General features: G+C 37.9%; 14 protein-coding genes. 7 read left to right on the top strand and 7 right to left on the bottom strand.

What is annotated here, in order from left to right; genetic code table 11:
* Positions 1 to 8: 8 nt before the first annotated feature.
* Positions 9 to 1,247 carry an ornithine--oxo-acid transaminase gene (gene rocD, locus QW060_RS03185; protein ID WP_290362260.1) on the bottom strand — a complete coding sequence of 413 codons (1,239 nt, stop codon included), beginning with the start codon at positions 1,245 to 1,247 and terminating at the stop codon, positions 9 to 11.
* Between the two features lie 175 nt (positions 1,248 to 1,422).
* On the opposite strand from rocD, the gene rlmD reads away from it, so the two are divergent.
* The 3 genes from rlmD to QW060_RS03170 all read left to right on the top strand — a co-directional run bounded on the left by rlmD (position 1,423) and on the right by QW060_RS03170 (position 4,008).
* Positions 1,423 to 2,835, top strand: a complete 1,413-nt coding sequence (gene rlmD, locus QW060_RS03180; RefSeq protein ID WP_290362259.1) for a 23S rRNA (uracil(1939)-C(5))-methyltransferase RlmD — start codon at positions 1,423 to 1,425, stop codon at positions 2,833 to 2,835.
* A 111-nt stretch (positions 2,836 to 2,946) separates the two neighbouring features.
* Complete coding sequence (locus QW060_RS03175) at positions 2,947 to 3,495, top strand: ferritin (RefSeq protein ID WP_290362258.1); 549 nt, start codon at positions 2,947 to 2,949, stop codon at positions 3,493 to 3,495.
* 54 nt (positions 3,496 to 3,549) lie between these two features.
* A complete protein-coding gene (locus QW060_RS03170; RefSeq protein ID WP_290362257.1) occupies positions 3,550 to 4,008 on the top strand; it encodes a hypothetical protein in 459 nt (152 codons plus the stop codon).
* A gap of 47 nt (positions 4,009 to 4,055) precedes the next feature.
* Here the strand turns inward: QW060_RS03170 and QW060_RS03165 are convergent, their stop codons facing one another.
* A complete protein-coding gene (locus QW060_RS03165) occupies positions 4,056 to 7,487 on the bottom strand; it encodes a methylmalonyl-CoA mutase family protein (protein WP_290362256.1) in 3,432 nt (1,143 codons plus the stop codon).
* A gap of 151 nt (positions 7,488 to 7,638) precedes the next feature.
* Positions 7,639 to 12,945 (bottom strand): T9SS type B sorting domain-containing protein, encoded by a 5,307-nt coding sequence (locus QW060_RS03160; RefSeq protein ID WP_290362255.1) that lies wholly within the window; start codon positions 12,943 to 12,945, stop codon positions 7,639 to 7,641.
* A gap of 200 nt (positions 12,946 to 13,145) precedes the next feature.
* On the opposite strand from QW060_RS03160, the gene folE reads away from it, so the two are divergent.
* Genes folE through lgt form a run of 4 tightly spaced genes read left to right on the top strand, consistent with a single transcriptional unit; the run spans position 13,146 to position 16,557 of the window.
* The gene (gene folE, locus QW060_RS03155; RefSeq protein WP_290362254.1) at positions 13,146 to 13,817 is read left to right on the top strand and encodes a GTP cyclohydrolase I FolE; all 672 of its coding nucleotides are present in this window, start codon (positions 13,146 to 13,148) and stop codon (positions 13,815 to 13,817) included.
* A gap of 11 nt (positions 13,818 to 13,828) precedes the next feature.
* Complete coding sequence (cysS, locus tag QW060_RS03150) at positions 13,829 to 15,307, top strand: cysteine--tRNA ligase (protein WP_290362253.1); 1,479 nt, start codon at positions 13,829 to 13,831, stop codon at positions 15,305 to 15,307.
* A 45-nt stretch (positions 15,308 to 15,352) separates the two neighbouring features.
* On the top strand, positions 15,353 to 15,583 hold the full coding sequence (gene yidD, locus QW060_RS03145; protein ID WP_397385660.1) for a membrane protein insertion efficiency factor YidD: 231 nt from the start codon (positions 15,353 to 15,355) through the stop codon (positions 15,581 to 15,583).
* 44 nt (positions 15,584 to 15,627) lie between these two features.
* On the top strand, positions 15,628 to 16,557 hold the full coding sequence (lgt, locus tag QW060_RS03140; RefSeq protein WP_290362252.1) for a prolipoprotein diacylglyceryl transferase: 930 nt from the start codon (positions 15,628 to 15,630) through the stop codon (positions 16,555 to 16,557).
* Positions 16,558 to 16,636: 79 nt separating this feature from the next.
* Here the strand turns inward: lgt and guaB are convergent, their stop codons facing one another.
* The 4 genes from guaB to QW060_RS03120 all read right to left on the bottom strand — a co-directional run bounded on the left by guaB (position 16,637) and on the right by QW060_RS03120 (position 20,731).
* The gene (guaB, locus tag QW060_RS03135; RefSeq protein WP_290364676.1) at positions 16,637 to 18,109 is read right to left on the bottom strand and encodes an IMP dehydrogenase; all 1,473 of its coding nucleotides are present in this window, start codon (positions 18,107 to 18,109) and stop codon (positions 16,637 to 16,639) included.
* Between the two features lie 57 nt (positions 18,110 to 18,166).
* Complete coding sequence (locus QW060_RS03130; protein WP_290362251.1) at positions 18,167 to 19,030, bottom strand: hydroxymethylglutaryl-CoA lyase; 864 nt, start codon at positions 19,028 to 19,030, stop codon at positions 18,167 to 18,169.
* 68 nt (positions 19,031 to 19,098) lie between these two features.
* Positions 19,099 to 19,713: a LysE family translocator gene (locus QW060_RS03125; RefSeq protein WP_290362250.1), complete on the bottom strand. Its 615-nt coding sequence runs from the start codon at positions 19,711 to 19,713 to the stop codon at positions 19,099 to 19,101.
* Position 19,714: 1 nt separating this feature from the next.
* Entirely contained in the window at positions 19,715 to 20,731 is a 1,017-nt protein-coding gene (locus tag QW060_RS03120; protein WP_290362249.1) for a quinone-dependent dihydroorotate dehydrogenase, read from the bottom strand.
* Between the last annotated feature and the right edge of the window lie 58 nt (positions 20,732 to 20,789).

Below are 20,789 nucleotides of genomic sequence, written 5' to 3'. Positions count from 1 at the left end.
TCTTACTTTTATTTTTCAAATTCTTTGAGTGTCTTAACAATGATGCTTACACAATCTAAAATTTCTTCTCTGTTCATTACTAAAGGCGGCGCGAAACGGATGATGTTTCCATGAGTAGGTTTTGCCAGTAAACCGTTATCTCTCAGTTTAAGGCATATATTCCATGCGGTATCACTTTCTTCCGTATCGTTAATCAGAATAGCATTTAACAATCCTTTTCCTCTTACAAGATTACAAATTGTAGAATTTTGAATGTATTTATTTAATTCTGAACGAAAAAGAGTTCCTAATGCCTCCGCATTTTCTGCTAATTTCTCATTCAATACTACATCAAGAGCAGCGATAGCTACATTTGCCGCAATCGGATTACCTCCAAAAGTAGAACCATGTTGTCCCGGTTTTATCACATTCATAACTACATCATTAGCCAATACAGCCGAAACCGGATACATACCGCCTGACAGTGCTTTTCCTAATACCAAAACATCTGGCTGCACATTTTCATGGTCAACTGCCAGCATTTTTCCTGTACGGGCAATTCCTGTCTGTACTTCATCAGCAATAAACAATACATTATTCGCTTCACATAAAGCTTTTGCTTTTGCCAGATATCCTTCAGCAGGAACATACACTCCTGCCTCTCCCTGAATAGGCTCTACTAAAAAGCCCGCTACATTTTTATTGGTAATGACATCTTCCAATGCAGCGATATTATCATAAGGAATTCTCACAAAACCATCTGTATAAGGTCCGTAATTTTTTCTTGCCTCCTGATCATTGGAAAATGAAATAATGGTAGTGGTACGTCCGTGAAAATTGTTTTCACATACAATAATTACTGCTTCATCTTCTTCAATTCCTTTTACTTCATACGCCCATTTTCTGGTAAGCTTAATAGCGGTTTCTACGGCTTCAGCTCCGGAATTCATAGGCAATACTTTATCAAAGCCAAAAAGTTCTGTTATCTTTTTCTCGTATAAACCTAATTTATCATTATAAAAAGCACGCGAGGTAAGCGCTAAAGTACTCGCCTGCTCCGTAATTGCTTTAACTATTTGAGGGTGACAGTGTCCTTGATTTACTGCAGAATAAGCCGATAAAAAATCATAATATTTTTTTCCTTCCACATCCCATACATAGACTCCTTCTCCTTTTGATAAAACCACCGGAAGCGGATGATAGTTGTGCGCTCCGTGCTTTTCTTCTAAACCGATTAATTCTTTTGAAGTTAACTGACTATTTGACATTTGTCTTCAGATTTTTAAATTTTTCCTTAAATATTCCTTCTTCAGAGGAGAGAAATCATCCTTGATGCAAGGTACAAATTGTTTAAAATCTATCCTACTTTTTTTATAATTCTTATAAACATTCTAAATTACATAAATCAGATTCTTCCATTAAAACAATTAGTATTTTTGTCGCATGGGAAGAAAAAGAACAGAAAGAATCGTATTCGAAAACGTAGAAGTCCTTGATGCAGGTGCAAAAGGCGTTTCAGTAGCAAAAGCTCCGGATGGAAAGGTAATTTTTTTACCAAATGTAGTTCCGGGAGATGTAGTTGATGTACAAACCGTAAAAAAACGCAAAGCGTACTACGAAGGTAAAGCCATCAAAATACACAGCTACTCCACTCACAGAATAGACCCTGTTTGCCAGCACTTTGGCGCTTGTGGCGGTTGTAAATGGCAAAATATGGCCTACCCGCAACAATTATTTTACAAGAATCAGGAGGTGTATAACAATTTAAAGAGAATCGGCAAAATTGAATTACCGGAATTTGAACCGATATTGGGGTCTGAAAAGCAATTCTTTTACAGAAATAAAATGGAGTTTTCTTTTTCTAATGCACGCTGGCTGACAGAAGAAGAAATCAAATCGGGAGAAGAACTGGGACGTGAAAATGCATTAGGCTTTCACATTCCTAAAATGTGGGATAAAATTCTTGATATTAAAAAATGTCATTTACAACAGGACCCGTCCAATGCTTTGCGAAACGAAATCCGCGATTTTGCCAATAATCACGCAATGGAGTTTTACAATCCAAGAGAAAACAGCGGCTTTTTGCGTACTCTGATGATTCGTACAGCATCAACCGGAGAGATAATGGTGTTGATTCAATTTTTCAAGGAAGATAAAAAAAACCGTGAATTATTACTGGATTTTCTAAAAGAACGTTTTCCGGAAATTACCTCTTTACAGTATGTAATCAATTCAAAGGCCAATGATACCATTTACGATCAGGAGGTTATCTGTTATCATGGCAGAGACTATATTCTGGAAGAAATGGAAGGGTTGAAATTCAGTATCAATGCCAAATCATTTTACCAGACCAATTCAGAGCAGGCTTACGAGTTATATGCTATTACAAGAGATTTTGCAGGACTTACCGGAGAGGAACTTGTGTATGATCTCTATACCGGTACCGGAACTATTGCACAGTTTGTCTCTAAAAAAGCGAAAAAGGTAATCGGCGTAGAAGCAGTTCCCGAAGCTATTGCGGATGCAAAATTAAATGCAGAGCGCAACCAGATTACCAACTGCGAATTCTTTGTCGGAGATATGAAAAATGTATTCAACGATGAATTTATCAGTACACACGGACAGCCAGATGTGATTATTACTGATCCGCCAAGAGACGGAATGCACAAAGATGTAGTAGAGCAAATCCTGAAAATTGCTCCTCAACGCGTGGTGTATGTAAGTTGCAATTCTGCTACTCAGGCCAGAGATCTTGCCTTGATGGACGAAGTATATAAAGTAGTAAGAGTACGTCCGGTAGATATGTTTCCGCAAACGCATCACGTAGAAAACGTAGTGCTTTTAGAGAAAAAGTAGTTGTTTTGTTTATTTAAATCCATTTAATATTACCTATAATTAACCCTTCTTTGACGTTTTTATAGCATTAAATTATGTAACTTTAAGAGTACTTAATTAAATAAAATAGATATGAAAACAGAAAGATTATCAAAGAGCTTGTCAAAGGCGTTAAATGATCAGGTAACTATGGAAGCTCATTCAGCTCAAATATATCTCATGCTGGCTTGCTGGGCAGACGACAATCTTTTGGATGGTGTCAAGAATTTTATGATGAAACATTCTCAGGAAGAAAGAGTGCATATGGCTAAAATAATGGAGTATATCCAGGAACGAGGAGGCAAAGTAACCATAGAGGCTATCGCCAAACCGGGACCTGAACCAAAAAATGTACTGGAGTGCTTTGAGATGGTACTACAACAGGAAATAGCCAATACAGAAGCCATTTATAAGATTGTGAATATGAGTATGCAGGAGGGTGATTGGGCAACATGGAATTTCCTACAATGGCTAGTTAACGAGCAACGCGAAGAAGAGAAATTGGCTCTTGATCTGCTTGACAAAGTAAAACTTGCCGGAGGTCACAATATGACGGACACAGGACGTTTTGAGTTTAATAAGCTCATCGGAAATACACCGCAGGAATTTCCTGTAGCAGATGATGTAAATCCGTTAGAATAAATGATACAAAGCCAATAGATCTTTTTTCTATTGGCTTTTTTTACAAATATGCTTATGAAGAAGATTTTTTTTATTTCCGCTGCCCTTATTTCTCTTTGGTCATGTACCAAAAAGGAGAATGAAGTCTTAAAACCGCGTTCAGAAGAACAGGAATTGTCTGAAATACATAAAGACACGATGTTGACGTTACATGATAATGACACGCTTAAAATTGATTTAAATTCCGCCTTACACACGATTACGTTTAACAAGGAAGCAAGGGCAAGCTATATTCTTCAGGTTACCAATACCGTTCCCACAACAGCGCTTTTGCATTTAAAAACCCAAGATACACTTGCCAATATCCGTTTCAGTCAGATCACCACTCCTTCAAATATTTCTGACGGTCCTTTTGGCGCTGCTCTGGATTATGATTTTAAAGAAAAAGGTGTTTACTACATTCGCATAAATGAAAACAGTATGGCGGGAGATCCATGGTCTGGCAAGGTTGTTTTATCCATTGGAAAAAAATAAAAAAACCATCATTAAAGATGGTTTTTTTATTATAAAAGATTATGATACTACATGTTTCTACGGTACTGCCCTCCTACTTCAAAAAGCGCAGCTGTAATTTGTCCTAAAGTACATACTTTAGACGCTTCCATTAAAGCATCAAAGATATTACCGTTATTAATAGCGATGTCCTGAATTTTTGCCAGTTCCTGTTCAACCAGCTTCTCATTCGCTTTGTTAAGGTTTTCTTTTGTCTGAATCTGGAATTGCTTTTCTTCTTCTGTTGCACGGATTACTTCCAATGGAACCACAGTTGGAGAACCTTTAGAACTCAAAAATGTATTCACTCCGATGATAGGGTATTCACCATTGTGTTTCAAGGTTTCATAATATAGAGATTCTTCCTGTATTTTAGAACGCTGATACATGGTTTCCATTGCTCCAAGAACACCTCCTCTTTCGGTAATTTTATCAAACTCCTGTAATACGGCATCTTCTACCAGATCGGTTAATTCTTCTATTATAAATGATCCCTGAATCGGATTTTCATTTTTAGCCAATCCTAACTCTTTATTGATGATGAGCTGTATTGCCATTGCTCTGCGTACAGATTCTTCTGTAGGAGTGGTAATAGCTTCATCATAAGCATTCGTATGCAAAGAATTACAGTTATCATAGATCGCATATAACGCCTGAAGAGTGGTGCGGATATCATTAAAGTCAATTTCCTGAGCATGTAAGGAGCGACCGGATGTCTGAATATGATACTTCAGCATTTGTGCGCGTTCATTTGCTCCGTATTTATTTTTTAATGCCTTTGCCCAGATACGACGTGCTACCCTACCGATAACAGAATATTCGGGATCAATTCCATTGGAAAAGAAAAACGATAAATTAGGCCCAAAGGCATTGATATCCATTCCACGACTCAGATAATACTCTACATACGTAAATCCATTGGCTAATGTGAAAGCCAGCTGTGTAATAGGATTGGCTCCTGCCTCAGCGATATGATAACCTGAGATAGAAACTGAATAGAAGTTACGCACGTTTTTCTGTATGAAATATTCCTGTACATCGCCCATAAGTCGCAAAGCAAATTCTGTTGAAAAAATACAGGTATTCTGTGCCTGATCTTCTTTTAGAATATCTGCCTGAACAGTTCCCCTAACCTGAGCCAGTGTTTTAATTTTTATTTCCTGATATACTTCTGCCGGCAATACCTGATCTCCGGTTACCCCTAACAACATCAGTCCAAGTCCGTCATTACCTTCAGGAAGTGCTCCGTTGTATCGCGGACGCTCTACTCCTTTTTCTTTGTATATCTGGTTAATTTTCTCTTCTATCTCTTGCTCCAATCCGTTTTCTTTGATATACAGCTCGCATTGCTGATCAATTGCAGCATTCATAAAAAAGCCTAATAACATCGGTGCCGGTCCGTTGATGGTCATGGAAACGGATGTCAGCGGATGAGCCAGATTGAATCCTGAATATAATTTTTTAGCATCATCCAAACAACAGATAGAAACTCCTGCATTTCCGATTTTACCATATATATCCGGACGGTGTCCCGGGTCGTTTCCATACAAAGTTACAGAATCAAACGCTGTAGAAAGTCGCTTGGCAGGCATCCCTAATGAAACGTAGTGAAAACGTCTGTTGGTACGTTCAGGTCCTCCTTCTCCGGCAAACATACGGGTTGGATCTTCTCCCTCGCGTTTAAAAGGATAAAGTCCTGAAGTAAACGGGAATTCTCCCGGTACATTTTCCTGTAATACCCAGCGCAGGATATCTCCCCATGCTTCGTATTTCGGAAGGGCTATTTTTGGTATTTGTAAATGTGATAAGCTTTCGGTATGTGTCGCTATTTTGATTTCTTTGTCACGTACTTTAAAAGAATATACCGGATTTTTATACTTGTTTACCTTTTCATCCCAGGTAAGAATTACTTCCCAGTTATAAGGATCAAGGTTCATTTTTACTTTGTCAAATTCTTTTACCAGTAAACTCAAAAAGTCTTTGGTAGCTGCGTCATTTGTAACTATTGAATCTTCTGTAATCCCTGCCTTGTCAATAGATACTTTTTTACCGGCAACAGTTTCAATGGTTTTAAAAATTCCAAAGAGCTTTTGAGCCACTTCTTTTTGAGTCATTGCCGTTTCATCATATTTTCTGTTGTTTTCAGAGATTTCAGATAAGTAACGGGTTCTGTTAGGTGGAATGACAAATATTTTTTCACTCATTTCCCGGGTAATCTCAAAAGTAGATTGCAAATCAGCTCCTGTTTTTTCTTTTACTTTATCAATTACAGCCTTGTACAAAGAGTTGGTTCCCGGATCGTTGAATTGTGAAGCAATGGTACCAAAAATAGGCATTTCATCTACATTTGAATCCCAAAGATTATGGTTGCGCTGATATTGTTTTTTTACATCACGTAATGCATCCAATGCTCCGCGTTTGTCAAATTTATTAATGGCTACCAGATCCGCAAAATCAAGCATATCAATTTTTTCTAACTGCGTTGCTGCTCCAAATTCCGGCGTCATGATATATAAAGAAGCATCTGAATGTTCCAGAATTTCCGTATCAGATTGTCCGATTCCTGACGTTTCTAAAATAATTAAATCATATTTTGCTGCTTTTAATATCTGTACTGCTTCCTCTACATATTTAGACAAAGCCAGATTGGACTGACGCGTTGCGAGTGAACGCATATAAACTCTGGAATTGTTGATGGAGTTCATACGGATACGATCCCCAAGTAAAGCTCCTCCTGTTTTTCTTTTAGAAGGATCTACAGAAATTAGAGCGATTGTTTTTTCCGGGAAATCGATAAGAAAACGGCGCACCAATTCATCAACCATAGAAGACTTACCGGAACCACCTGTTCCTGTAATTCCCAATACAGGAGTTGATTTATCTGCTACTTTTTCGAAATCAAATACCTTTAAAAAATCTTCTTCTCTGTTTTCTGCCAGTGAAATAAGACGGGAAATGGTAGTAACATCTTTGTCTGCCAAAGACTGATATACATCTTTTCCGTCAGGTAGTACTAAGTCTCCCGTAGGAAAGTCAGCTTTTTCCACCATATCATTGATCATACCCTGTAACCCCAATTCTCTTCCATCATCCGGAGAATAGATACGGGTAATCCCATAATTCATTAAATCTTCAATTTCAGTAGGAAGTATAACACCTCCACCACCGCCTACGATACGGATATGTCCTGCTCCTTTTTCCTGAAGCAGATCATACATATATTTGAAATATTCATTGTGTCCTCCCTGATAAGAAGTCATTGCAATAGCATTTGCATCTTCCTGAATAGCGGTATTCACTACATCTTCTACACTCTTGTCATGACCTAAATGAATGACTTCACACCCTGTTGCCTGAATAATACGGCGCATGATGTTAATGGCAGCATCATGCCCGTCAAATAAGGCTGCTGCAGTTACAATTCTGACTTTATTTTTTGGATGATACGGTGTATGCTCCATAACTTGATTTTAATTATTGTTTTTTCGCTCACAAGATACGACTTTTAATAATTATTAAAAATACGTGCTGCGATTTTTAAATAAGATGCCATATATGCAAAAAAGGGAATCAATTACTTGATTCCCTTTTTCTATGGTTAAGCATCTGCCCTTATCGTTTGAGCGAGAAGTGACCTGTTGCTTCTTTTTGTAATCCGGTGTTTGGTTCTATGTATTCTACTTTGAACCAGTAATCAGTCGATGGCAGTGGTTTCCCGTTTAACGTTCCATCCCACCCTGCTCCTGCAGGACTGATCTGTTTTAATAATTTTCCTTGACGGTCAAAGATATAAATTTTTGACTTTGGTTGGTTCTTTAACGCAGGAATATTCCATGTATCGTTATAACCATCTCCGTTTGGTGTAAAATATTTAGGGTAATTCAAAACTGTTACTACTAAACTCGCAGGACAAGCCTCGTTTCCAGCCTGATTTTTAACACGTACCCAAACTGTGTGATCTCCTGGTGAAACATTCATAAAGATGTTTTCTTCCTGGTAAGGTCCTTCATCCAAAGCATATTCGTATTGGTAACCCGCAGGGCCACTTACGATCACTTCGATGGCATTGGTATCACTGAATCCGTCTGTAAGGTTTACAACATCAATAGTCAATGCAGGTGCATCCTGTACAATGATGGTTTGTATCGCTTTACAACCTGTAGCGTTTACTGTTACTTCTACTGTATAAGTACCAGCTTCTGTTGCCGTGAAAGTTGGAGTATTACCTCCTACTACCGTACCGTTTCTTGTCCATACAAAAGTATGACCCGCTGCCGGTAACCCCGTATCCATTAAGTAACCCGTACGCTCCTGTGTACGGTAATCAATACAGATGAATCCGTCCGGAATATCTTTCATGATTGGACCGTCGATAACATTGATATCGAATTGGATGGTTGCAGTACACAGTTCATCCGAATCATTGTTGTATACTTCTGCAATAATCGTCTGTGGATTGCTCACCGTCTGGTAAGCTGTTGGCGTACCGATCACAATACCCATCTGATAGTTTTGTACAGAGGCATAGTAACGTACCTGTAACCCTGTTACCGGTTGAGTACCGATGATATCTGCACTCATAACGGTTAGATCCACTACCGTTAATCCGTCGTTTACACCGTCAACATCACAGAAAGTAACATCGCTTGGAGTAAAGGCTTTTACAGCTTCTTCAATTTTAAGGTTGAAGGAAGCGATAGCAAAACATCCGTGTTCTATATTCTCTACTCGTACCCAAATTGTTTGTTCAGTTGGGGTAACGTTCGTATACAGATAAGGCAATGGATTGATCGCATCCGTAGCATCTTCTTCAGTAAGGTAATAACGTACACTGAATAAGGAAGCATCCTGTCCCGCCAACGCCTGAGCGTCTTTGTCATGCAGATTGAATTTATAGTATTCAGGGGCATTCTCGATACAAACAAACAGAGGCGTCATAGGTCCTACTGCAGGAGTAGGGATTACGATCAAGTCTAATGGTACTACTACTGAACAGCTTTCACTTGGAATTCCTGTTTTGGTAGAAACACGTACATAAACTGTTGTACTCGCACTGGTAAAGGCTTCCGCTTCTTCCAATGTTAATGCTGCAGCTGTGTTACCCAATTGGGCATCTCCAAAGGTTAAATAGTATTCGTAGCTTAGGTTGTTATCAAAGTTACTGATATCTGCTTCTGCATCTCTAAGGTTAAATTCTGCTTCTCCGTCTTCTATCTCACACTCTGTTAAAGGTGCAGGCGTCATGTTCGGCTCCGGTAAAGGAAGCACACGAAGGGTAAGTGGTACTACACTTCTACATCCGTATTGGTTGATGACAGAAACCCAGATCGTTTGTGTAGCAGAGGTATTGGTATACGCTGTTGGAGTACCAATAGCATTGGAACCGGAACGCGCTTCTGCTTCTGTTAAGTGATAGGTAACTACTGCTTCAAAAACCTCTCCCTGTAAGATCTGTAATTCACGGATGGTAAGGTCAAATACTGTTTGGAAATCGTTTGGCAAGGCTTCATTACACAATACAATTGGTGTAGGTGTACCTAATGGCAATGCTGTTTTTCCTTCTATGGTAAAGCTCCCTAATGCAAAACAACCTCCTGATAAGACATTAGCATTGTCGATACGAACCCAGATCGTTTGTGGATTAGCGGTATTGACAAAGGCAGTAGGATCTGCAATCCATCCGGTACCGGCTGTTGCGGATGCAAGGCTGGTATAATAACGAACCGTATAGTTACCCGCTTGTGGCTGGAAAGCGATGATCGCTGCACTTTGCTGGGTAAGATCAAAACTCGTTAAGCCATCAAATAAATCCCCTACCGTATCACACGATACATAGTTTGGAAGTGTCAATGGCATGATAGGCGCTATCTCTAATTTGAACGCAAGAGCATATACCGAGAAACAGTTTGTTACAGGGTTTGTAGCACGTACCCATATCACAGGATTGTTCGCCTGAAGGTTATTGTACTGGGCTGGGTTCTGAATAGGTGCCTGATTGTTCAAAGCGTTGCTCTCTGTTTCAAAGAAGGTAAGCGTATAGTTTTCTCCCTGCAGCAATAAAGCAGCATAAGAGGTTAAATCAATAGTTCCGAATCCACCTTGTCCTGAAGCACACACTGCGATAGGATCCGCAGGAATATGAAGAACAGGAGCCGGACTTACACGGATGTCCATCGTAGTAAGGGTGAAACATCCCGTAGTAATGTTCTCTACACGAACATGTAATGTCTGTACGTTTTGTACGGCATTCTGATAGTTCATTGGCAGAGGCGAAACATCATTCTGTGCATCTGCTGCTGTGTAGTGGAACGTAACCAAAAGGTTGCTCTGGTTGTTGGTAATTGCTGGTATTCTGCTCGCCAGATTGAAGATCATGAAACCATCATGGTTGTCATCACACAACTGGTAAGTAGGTACCGGATTAGGGACAACAGGTTTGGCATTCACTATTAAGTGAAGGGTCACTACACGGAAACATCCCGTTGTATTGTTTTCTACACGTACATAAACAGTTTCTGAAGTAAGGTTAGAGAAAGCCGTTGGGTTACTTATCGGAAATACGTCAAAAGTCGCATTGTCGAAAGTGGTATGGTAGCTCAGGGTATAATCTGCCGGATTCAATCCGTTTAAAATAGCTCCTGCCTGACTCGTAAGATCAAAAACAGCCAATCCATCATTGTTATCATCACAAACTGAATAGTCCAAAGTAGAAGGAACATCCGGTGTTTTATTTACTACCAATACTACCGGAACAATACTCGAACAGGAAGAGTTGATATACCCCACTCTTGCATAGATGGTTTGGGTATTTGGTGTGATGTTTATATAATTCACCACCTGATTGATTGGCAATACATTATTTTGAGCATCGGTAAGCGTTTCATGGAAACTTACCTGAATTCCCGCAGGAATAGGATTACCTGCTATCTGAATTTTTAACGCTTCAAGGTTGAAGATACCATGTCCGTCATTATTAGGATCACAGTAAGAAACCGGACCTATGTTATTAGCTATAGGAGTATCTTTTACTTCTAAAACCAAAGGTAAAATAGAATAACATGTAGTATTAGGATTATATACTCTTACATAAACAGTACCACCCGGTCCTGTATAATTGTAAGGAAAAGCATCTGCTATATTACCGTTTTCTGCTTCTGCTGATGTCGCATAAAAACTAACCTCTAATGAAGTTGCTCCGCCAGTAGCTGCAGTTATACGTTGAGTAAGATCAAAATTAGCCCAACCTGTACCCGGCACTTCACAACCTGCTAAAGGTGTAAGAGTGAAAATTTCAGGTACCGGATAAATGAATAATTTGAATGAAGTGATTTCAAATACGGCCGGAAATTCAATATTCTCAACACGTACCCAAATGGTTTCTCCACTGGTTGCTACATAATTAGATAGTTCTGGCTCTTCAATAGGATTATCTCCTGTATTCGCATCGTCTTCTGAATTGTGATAAGATACAGCATATGATAAATTTCCATGATATACTACATCTGTATATTGGGATAAATCAAATGAATTAACTTCTCCTTCACATATAGATAAATCAGGTAGTCGTACTAATACGAAATCACATGCCTGAACAATAAGATCAAAATCTTGTGTCCAGAAACACTCTGTATTAGGATTTTTTACGTTTACCCATATTGTTTTAGGGCTATCGTTAAAATCAACAAAGTATTCTTCTATTTGATCTGCAGGAATGGCATTTTCTTCTGCTTCTGCATCTTCTTCACTTGTATAATACTGGAATTGATAAAGAGGATTTGTTGTTAAATCCGGCTGAACAATTGTTAAATCAAAATTAGCTCCATTGTTTATTACCAAACATTCTTCCAAATCTCTTGGAATACCCAGAATAGGTGGCTCTTCAAATTTGATAACCTGAGTAGCAGTATCTACAATATCCGGTCCACCACATTGCGTATAGGTTACTGTAGTAGTTATAGTAGTCGTTTGCGTAGGACACACTTCAATAGCATCCACGCCTTCAGCAATCAGTTCTCCATCCTGAAACCACTTAATATTATAATTAGGATCACCAGCTGGTGTAAAACGCCATGCTTCATCATGTGCCTCCCATGGTCCCGTATTTCTATCAGGTGGTGTAAAACCAACTGTACCGTCTTCATTTTGAATACCGATCACACCTGCTCCTGGCAAAGCTGTAGGACTGGTATTAGTTGGCCATGTAGGACAAACAAAACGATCTTTTATATAGATATCGATAACATTTGTACCTTCATATAAAACAATCTGCATTGTATTTACACCTATGTTTTGATGACAGTTGAAATGTGCTGCTTTATATACATTAAAAACAAGCGTACGACAAGGATAGCTTCCCACAACTTCATAATTCACACTATAATCTGCCGGTGAGGCGCTCGGCAATAAATCTTGCATAGCTCCGAATATCGCACTTCTGTATAGAGGGCTAAAAGTATTAGCAGGAGCTGTTGGCACCAATGCATTCCATGAATAACCTGTTCCTGCGCCAGGGTTATAGACCCCACCCTGACCATTTATACTAAATGTTAATGCTCCATTGTCGTTTATTAATACCTTATTTCTGGTTTGATCAAAAAAACAGAAATCAAAACCTAAATCAATAATTTGTGACCATTGATCATCAACGGTAAGATTTACCGCATTCGGACTTCCTGTAAAAGGAAAAGGCGGATCATAAGGAATGGAAGATACGGCATAGGTATCTGTTTTTCCTGTCTTTAAATAATTTGCTGTTAATGTAACACAGTCTCCTGTTTTACAAACAGAAATACTACCATCCGTATTTAGCTCTACATCTCCGGGATCAATATCAACGGACGGACATCCTGTTAACTGAGCCGAAACCGTCGAACAAAACGACAGGAATATAAGCAATAATAAACAATAATTTTTCTTCATTTGAAAAGAGTTATTTTGAAAAGCGAAATTTACATAAAATTAAGAAACTATTAAGTATTTTTTTTCCTAAAAAACAAAATGACGTATTTTTAACACTTGAGACTGTTTTAAAAATCAAGGGTTTTTATGTTTAATAAGTCAGATAGACTTAAAATAACTATATTTGCAGTCTCAAATAAACGATCATAAATATATATATAATGTGTAAGTCAAACTCACTTCATGATGAAATTGGAGATGACCACATCGGAACATCCGATCATACTCCTTTAAGAGCTGATGCTTTTGAAAAATCTGATGAAGAAAAAATAGAATCTATTAAGAAGAATGTGGAAGACATTTTGCTTACTCTCGGAATGGATCTTACAGACGACAGTCTGAAAGGCACTCCAAACCGGGTAGCTAAGATGTTTGTCAAAGAAATTTTCGGCGGTTTGAATCCCGCTAAAAAACCTTCTTCTTCAACTTTTGACAACAAGTATAAATATGGTGAAATGCTTGTAGAAAAGAACATCGTTGTTTATTCTACCTGTGAACATCATTTATTACCTATCGTAGGAAGAGCTCACGTTGCGTATATCTCTAAAGGTGCCGTTGTAGGATTATCTAAAATGAACCGCATTGTAGATTATTATGCAAAACGCCCTCAGGTGCAGGAACGTCTTACAATTCAGATCGTAGAAGAATTAAAACGTGTATTAGGAACAGATGACGTTGCATGTGTTATTGATGCCAAACATTTATGTGTGAATTCAAGAGGTATCCGTGATATTGAAAGCAGTACTGTGACTGCCGAATTCAGCGGAGCCTTTAAAAATGACATAACAAGAAGAGAATTTTTAGATTATATCAAGTTAGAAACTAAATTTTAATAACGTTATTTATGGCGCTTTACAAGACCAATACTTTAAAAGTATACAATTCACTTTCAGGAGAAAAAGAAGTTTTCACCCCTATTCACGAAGGAAAAATTGGAATGTACGTATGTGGACCTACCGTTTACAATTATGTACATTTGGGAAATTGTAGAACGTTTATTTCTTTTGATTTAATTTTCAGATACCTGAAACATTTGGGATATCAGGTACGATATGTACGGAACATCACGGATGTGGGTCATATTGTTGATGATGCGGACAGCGGAGAAGATAAAATTGCTAAAAAAGCAAGACTTGAACAGATAGAGCCAATGGAAGTAGCACAGAAATATACTGTAAACTTCCATAACATTCTAAAACAGTTCAACAATTTACCGCCAAGCATCGAGCCTACTGCAACAGGTCATATCATTGAACAGATTCATATTATTGAGGAGATCATAGCCAACGGCTATGCCTATGAAATCAACGGGTCAGTATATTTTGACATAGAGCGATTCAACAAAGATTATCAATACGGAGAACTGAGTGGCAGAAAGATAGAAGATATGCTGGCGAATACCAGAGAACTCGACGGTCAGTCTGATAAAAGAAATCCATTGGATTTTGCACTTTGGAAAAAAGCAGAGCCGGAACATATTATGCGCTGGCCTTCTCCATGGGGAGATGGTTTTCCGGGATGGCATCTTGAATGTACAGCAATGAGTACCAAATACCTTGGAAAACAATTTGATATTCACGGAGGAGGAATGGATCTGAAATTCCCCCATCACGAATGTGAAATCGCACAAAATGAAGCCTGCACAGGAAACAAACCCGTTAATTACTGGATGCATGCCAATATGCTTACCTTAAACGGTAAGAAGATGGCAAAATCAACCGGAAACAATATTTTACCGGAAGAGTTATTTTCCGGTCAAAATGATATTTTAAGCAAGGCATTTTCACCAGCAGTAGTACGATTTTTTATCTTACAGGCGCATTACCGCAGTATTCTTGATTTTTCAGATGACGCTATATTAGCTTCTGAAAAGGGTTTTAACAGACTCATGGAAGCAATACACACATTGGATGAACTACCACTATCTGATACATCAAGTATTGAGGTGAATGAATGGCGACAAAAATGTTATGATGCAATGAACGACGATTTTAACAGTCCGATCTTAATCGCTCATCTTTTTGAAGCCGTAAAAAACATCAATACAATTAAGGAAGGTAAAGCCAGTATTACAAAGGCGGATTTAGAGACACTCAAAAACACCTTACACGAATTCACTTTTGATGTATTAGGCCTGTCACAACAAACTGAACAGCAAAACAACAATGAAAAGCTTGAAAATGTAGTAGATCTTCTCATTAATATGCGAAATGAAGCGAGAGCGAACAAGAATTTTTCGTTATCTGACGAAATACGCGACAAACTTCTGGCAATCGGTATTCAGCTAAAAGACGGAAAAGAAGGTACCACCTTTCAATTATAAAATAAAAGCTACATATATTGTAGCTTTTTTTATACATTTGAAACTATGAAAATAATAAAACAAGTAGTAATTTTCCCTTTTATATTTCTTATCCGGTTTTACCAGATATGCATCTCTCCCTTTACACCGGCAAGTTGCAGATATACCCCTACTTGTTCGCAATACACATTAGAAGCCTTAAAAAAACACGGTTTACTAAAAGGCGGTTGGCTTGGAATTAAAAGAATAACGAGCTGCCATCCATGGGGGAAATCAGGATACGATCCTGTTCCTTAATCTTATTTTACTATTAATCATTACATTTATAAAAAAAACAAAAGATGTCATACGCACTAAATTTCGTTTGGAACCCTACAGAAGGATTTGATTTAGGATTTTTTAAATTAAGATACTATAGTCTTATGTTTGTTGTAGCTTTCGGACTGGGCTGGTATATTATGAAAAAAATATACGATCGTGAAGGAGAAACACAGGAAAATCTGGATAAACTTTTTATCTATACTATTTTTGCCACTCTCTTAGGCGCGAGACTTGGACATGTCTTTTTTTATGACTGGGATTACTACAAAGATCATCTGGCAGAAATTATTTTACCGGTTCGGTTTACACCTACATTCGAAATTGTTGGCTTTTCAGGATTAGCAAGCCATGGTGCTGCTGTTGCTATCATCCTTGTAATGATTTATTACAGTAGAAAAATTGTAAAGAAACCTATTCTATGGGTATTGGACCGAATTGTTTTACCCATTACCATCGGAGGAATGTTTGTACGTTTCGGAAATTTTTTCAATTCGGAAATTATTGGTCATGAAACCACTTCTTCATTTGGTGTCAAATTTGTTCGTGATAAATTTACCGCAGCCGAAGCTGTTGAAAAAACAGGAATAAACAATGTGAATGACGCTTACCATGCCATTGCAACCAATCCACAATATGCAGAATTACTAAACAGTGTAACTCCAAAACATCCTACACAATTATATGAAGCAGCAGGATATTTACTATTGTTCGGATTGCTCTATTTCTTATACTGGAAAACAGATTCCAGAAAGTATTTGGGTAAAATATTCGGAATCTTTTTAGTGTTGCTTTGGACCATACGTTTTATTGTAGAATTTGTAAAAGAAAGTCAGGGGGGTATCGAGAGCTCATTAGGACTATTTTCTACTGGACAATGGCTCAGCATTCCGTTTATCATTGCAGGTGTTTATCTGTGGTTGACAGCTAAAAACAGACCTTACGAAATCTAAAAAAGTATATAAATAAAAAAGCATTCAAAAATTTGAATGCTTTTTTTATGATGGTTTCTTTCTGAAAGAAAGTATTCTCTTATCTTGAATAATTAGGAGCTTCTTTCGTAATTGTTACATTATGCGGATGGCTCTCACCAATCCCTGAAGCAGTTAATTGAACAAAACGTGACGTATCCTGTAAGGTTTGAATATCTTTCGCACCACAATACCCCATTCCTGCTCTGAGTCCTCCGATGAATTGCAGCATACTTTCATTCAATTCACCTTTATATGGTACTCTTCCTTCAATACCTTCTGGCACCAGTTTTTTCACATCATCCTCTACGTCCTGAAAGTATCGGTCTTTAGATCCTTGCTTCATCGCTTCAACTGACCCCATACCTCTGTAAGATTTAAATTTACGTCCTTCGAATATAATGGTTTCACCCGGAGATTCTTTTGTTCCTGCCAGCATAGAACCTAACATTACACTATTAGCACCTGCTGCCAATGCTTTAGGAATATCTCCTGTATAGCGTACTCCTCCGTCAGCAATTACTGGAACTCCCGAACCTTTTAAAGCTGCTGCAACTTCCAATACCGCTGAGAATTGAGGAAAACCGACCCCTGCTACTACACGTGTCGTACATATAGAACCAGGACCAATACCTACTTTAACCGCATCTGCTCCGTTTTGAGCCAGATACAAAGCTGCTTCTGCTGTAGCAATATTCCCTACTACCACATCAATATCAGGAAAACTTCCTTTTACTTCTTTTAAAACACTTACTACACCTTTTGTATGTCCGTGAGCCGTATCAATGATCAAAGCATCAACACCGGCAGCTACCAAAGCCGCAGCTCTCTCTACCGCATCAGCAGTAACACCTAGGGCAGCAGCAACGCGTAAACGTCCGAATTTATCTTTGTTTGCATTTGGTTTTAAGGTAAGCTTAGTGATATCACGAAAAGTAATAAGCCCTATCAGTTTATTAACTTTATCGACAACCGGTAGTTTTTCAATTTTATTTTCCTGAAGAATTTGTTCTGCATCTATCAAAGTAGTACCTTCTATCGCGGTAACAATATGATCCTTTGTCATTACTTCAGTAATCGACCGTTTTGGATCTTTTTCAAAACGTAAGTCTCTGTTGGTAACAATACCTTTTAATATATGAGACTCATCTACAATAGGAATTCCCCCGATACCATGCTCTTTCATAGCTGCTTTTGCGTCACCTACCGTAGCAGATAATCCCAAAACAACAGGATCAATAATCATTCCTGATTCTGCTCTTTTTACTTTTCTTACCTGCAGCGCCTGCTGCTCAATAGTCATATTTTTATGCAAAACTCCTATTCCTCCCTCACGAGCCATAGCAATAGCCATATCGCTCTCTGTAACGGTATCCATAGCTGCCGATACAATAGGAACATTTAGAGTAATGTTTTTGGAAAATTTTGATTGGATGCTTACTTCTCGCGGTAATACTTCTGAATAATTTGGGATAAGAAGTACATCATCGTAAGTCAGTCCCTGACCTACTATTTTAGTTGTGTGTGCGTTCATGTGCAATTGAAGTTGAATTGCACGCAAATTTAGTGTTTTTTATTCTAAAATAAAAATTTAATGATAAAAATTAAAAATTTTCAATGCTTCATTATAAGCACTTTCAAATGAAGTGGGATTAATATTTGTTGTTACTTTATTAGCCGTAAAATACGAAAGCATTTTTTCAGTAGGCATATTTCCTGTCAGATCATCTTTAGCCATTGGGCAACCACCGAAACCTTTGATAGCCCCATCAAAACGAACACAACCTGCTTTATAGGCTGCATCAATTTTTTCAAACCATGAATCCGGTGTCGTATGAAGGTGAGCACCGAACTCTATTTCCGGATATTTAGGGATCAGATTCGAATATAAATAATCGATTACTTCCGGAGTTGAACTCCCAACTGTATCGGATAAGGAAAGAATAGTAACTCCCATATTAGCCAATTTTTCGGTCCATTCTCCCACTATATCAACATCCCAGGGATCACCATACGGATTTCCAAATCCCATCGAAAGATAGGCCACAACTTCCTTATTCGTTTTGTCAGCAATTTCCAAAATCTCCTGTAAGGTAACAATTGATTCAGCAATTGTTTTATGAGTATTACGCATCTGAAAGTTTTCCGAAATGGAAAAAGGATATCCTAAATACTTTATTTCATTATGTACCGCAGAATTTTCCGCACCTTTTGTATTCGCAATGATGGCCAGAAGCTTGCTTCTTGTCTGGGATAGATCTAACTGGCTTAATACTTCAGCCGTATCCTGCATTTGAGGAATTGCTTTCGGCGAAACAAAACTGCCAAAATCAAGCGTATCAAACCCTACTCTTAACAAAGACTGGATATAGGTAACTTTTTTTTCTGTAGGGATAAATGCTTTAATGCCCTGCATCGCATCTCGCGGACATTCTATTATTTTTACTGGTTCCATAATTATCCAAAGATAAGGGATTATTAAAAATCCGCAAAAGAAATAAGCAGACGATCAGTGATTTTTAATTATAAAAAAAGAAAAATAGCCAAAAAAAGAAAAACAATAATCTGCATCCATTTTAAAAACAAATGTGCTTTACTGTTATTCAGCAGGTAAGAAGACAATCTGGAAGATGCAAGCGCAACTATAACAAAAACAATAAGTGCCTGAATCATGCAAATACTTCCCAAAGTATATATCTGTATTTTTACATTCCCTAAAGAAGTATCGATAAAACCTGGAAACAGAGCAAGAAAGAACAACATTACTTTCGGATTCATGATGTTCATAAGTAATCCCTGCTGTACATTCTGGAGAACATCACCACTGTCAGAATTTTTTTCAATACGAATGCCGTCGGTGGATTTCCATACTTTGTATGCCAGCCATATCAGATACAAAGCCCCAAAACATTTAAGCACCATAAACATCCAGGGCGTTCCGGTAATAAGTGTTGAAATACCAAAAGCCAGCAGTGTGGTATGAAATAACAAACCGGTAGATAAACCTATTGCTGAAGCAATACCATATTGTTTACCTCTGCTAATGCTTTGAGATAATACGTAAAGAATATCCGGTCCGGGTGATAAGGTGAGAACAAGACTTGTAATAAAAAAGGACAAAAGGGTATCTAAGTTCATATTACCCTTTTAAAAGTGCCTTATTAATTTTTTTAACCAATTCCGGGCCTTCATATATAAATCCCGTATAAATCTGAATGAGGCTTGCTCCTGCAGCTAATTTTTCCAATGCATCTTCCGGAGAATGTATCCCTCCTACACCGATAATCGGAAATGCTTGATTGCTTTTTTCTGACAAAAACCGAATCACTTCAGTACTTCTCTTTGTCAATGGTTTTCCGGATAATCCTCCCGTTTCTTTTTTATTTTCAGAAATAAGATTTTCCCTTGAAATGGTCGTATTTGTTGCTATTACCCCTGCAATATGCGATGATTGTACAATCTCAATAATGTCAAGCAATTGAGTATCCGTAAGGTCTGGAGCAATTTTTAACAAAATAGGTTTTGGCTTATCTTTTTGCAAATTGAGCTGCTGCAAAGTAGTCAGCAACTGAGTCAAAGGCTCTTTGTCCTGAAGCTCTCTCAAATTCGGAGTATTCGGAGAACTGACATTTACTACAAAATAATCAACATAAGGATACAATGCCTCAAAACAAACCGTATAGTCTTCAACAGCCTCTTCATTAGGAGTCATTTTATTTTTTCCGATATTACCTCCTATAAGAGTTCCTTTATTTTTTTTCAATCGGTCAATAGCGGCTTCAATACCGCCATTATTGAACCCCATTCTGTTGATAATACCTTTATCTTCTTTTAGGCGAAACAATCTTTTCTTGGGGTTTCCGTCCTGAGGTTTAGGAGTAATAGTTCCTATTTCAATAAAGCCGAATCCGAAATTTTCTAATTCGCTGTATATTTTAGCATCTTTATCAAGTCCGGCTGCCAATCCGACCGGATTTTTAAATTTTAATCCAAAAACTTCACGTTCCAGTCTTTTATCTTCTATTCTATATTTCTTTTTGATAAGCGTGGGTAGACCTGGAATCTGATGAAGAAATTTTATCATGGAAAAGGTAAAATGGTGTACGGATTCCGGATCGAACTTAAATAAAATCGGTCGAATAATAGATTTATACATAAAAAATACTGGTTTTTGTGTTGCGGTACAAAAATAGTATTTCTTATTCTATTTCACC

This window comes from Paenimyroides ceti, from assembly GCF_030409925.1.
The sequence above is the reverse complement of the archived record's forward strand: the minus strand, read 5'-3'. Positions and strand labels throughout refer to the sequence as shown.

Bases quoted from the DNA above. Each gene is read 5' to 3' on its own strand.
- yidD (WP_397385660.1), top strand. From the start codon at position 15,353: ATGAAAATAATAAAACAAGTAGTAATTTTCCCTTTTATATTTCTTATC.
- rocD (WP_290362260.1), bottom strand. From the start codon at position 1,247: ATGTCAAATAGTCAGTTAACTTCAAAAGAATTAATCGGTTTAGAAGAA.
- QW060_RS03125 (WP_290362250.1), bottom strand. From the start codon at position 19,713: ATGAACTTAGATACCCTTTTGTCCTTTTTTATTACAAGTCTTGTTCTC.
- guaB (WP_290364676.1), bottom strand. From the start codon at position 18,109: ATGAACGCACACACAACTAAAATAGTAGGTCAGGGACTGACTTACGAT.
- rlmD (WP_290362259.1), top strand. From the start codon at position 1,423: ATGGGAAGAAAAAGAACAGAAAGAATCGTATTCGAAAACGTAGAAGTC.
- QW060_RS03160 (WP_290362255.1), bottom strand. From the start codon at position 12,945: ATGAAGAAAAATTATTGTTTATTATTGCTTATATTCCTGTCGTTTTGT.
- cysS (WP_290362253.1), top strand. From the start codon at position 13,829: ATGGCGCTTTACAAGACCAATACTTTAAAAGTATACAATTCACTTTCA.
- QW060_RS03165 (WP_290362256.1), bottom strand. From the start codon at position 7,487: ATGGAGCATACACCGTATCATCCAAAAAATAAAGTCAGAATTGTAACT.
- lgt (WP_290362252.1), top strand. From the start codon at position 15,628: ATGTCATACGCACTAAATTTCGTTTGGAACCCTACAGAAGGATTTGAT.
- folE (WP_290362254.1), top strand. From the start codon at position 13,146: ATGTGTAAGTCAAACTCACTTCATGATGAAATTGGAGATGACCACATC.
- QW060_RS03175 (WP_290362258.1), top strand. From the start codon at position 2,947: ATGAAAACAGAAAGATTATCAAAGAGCTTGTCAAAGGCGTTAAATGAT.
- QW060_RS03120 (WP_290362249.1), bottom strand. From the start codon at position 20,731: ATGTATAAATCTATTATTCGACCGATTTTATTTAAGTTCGATCCGGAA.
- QW060_RS03130 (WP_290362251.1), bottom strand. From the start codon at position 19,030: ATGGAACCAGTAAAAATAATAGAATGTCCGCGAGATGCGATGCAGGGC.
- QW060_RS03170 (WP_290362257.1), top strand. From the start codon at position 3,550: ATGAAGAAGATTTTTTTTATTTCCGCTGCCCTTATTTCTCTTTGGTCA.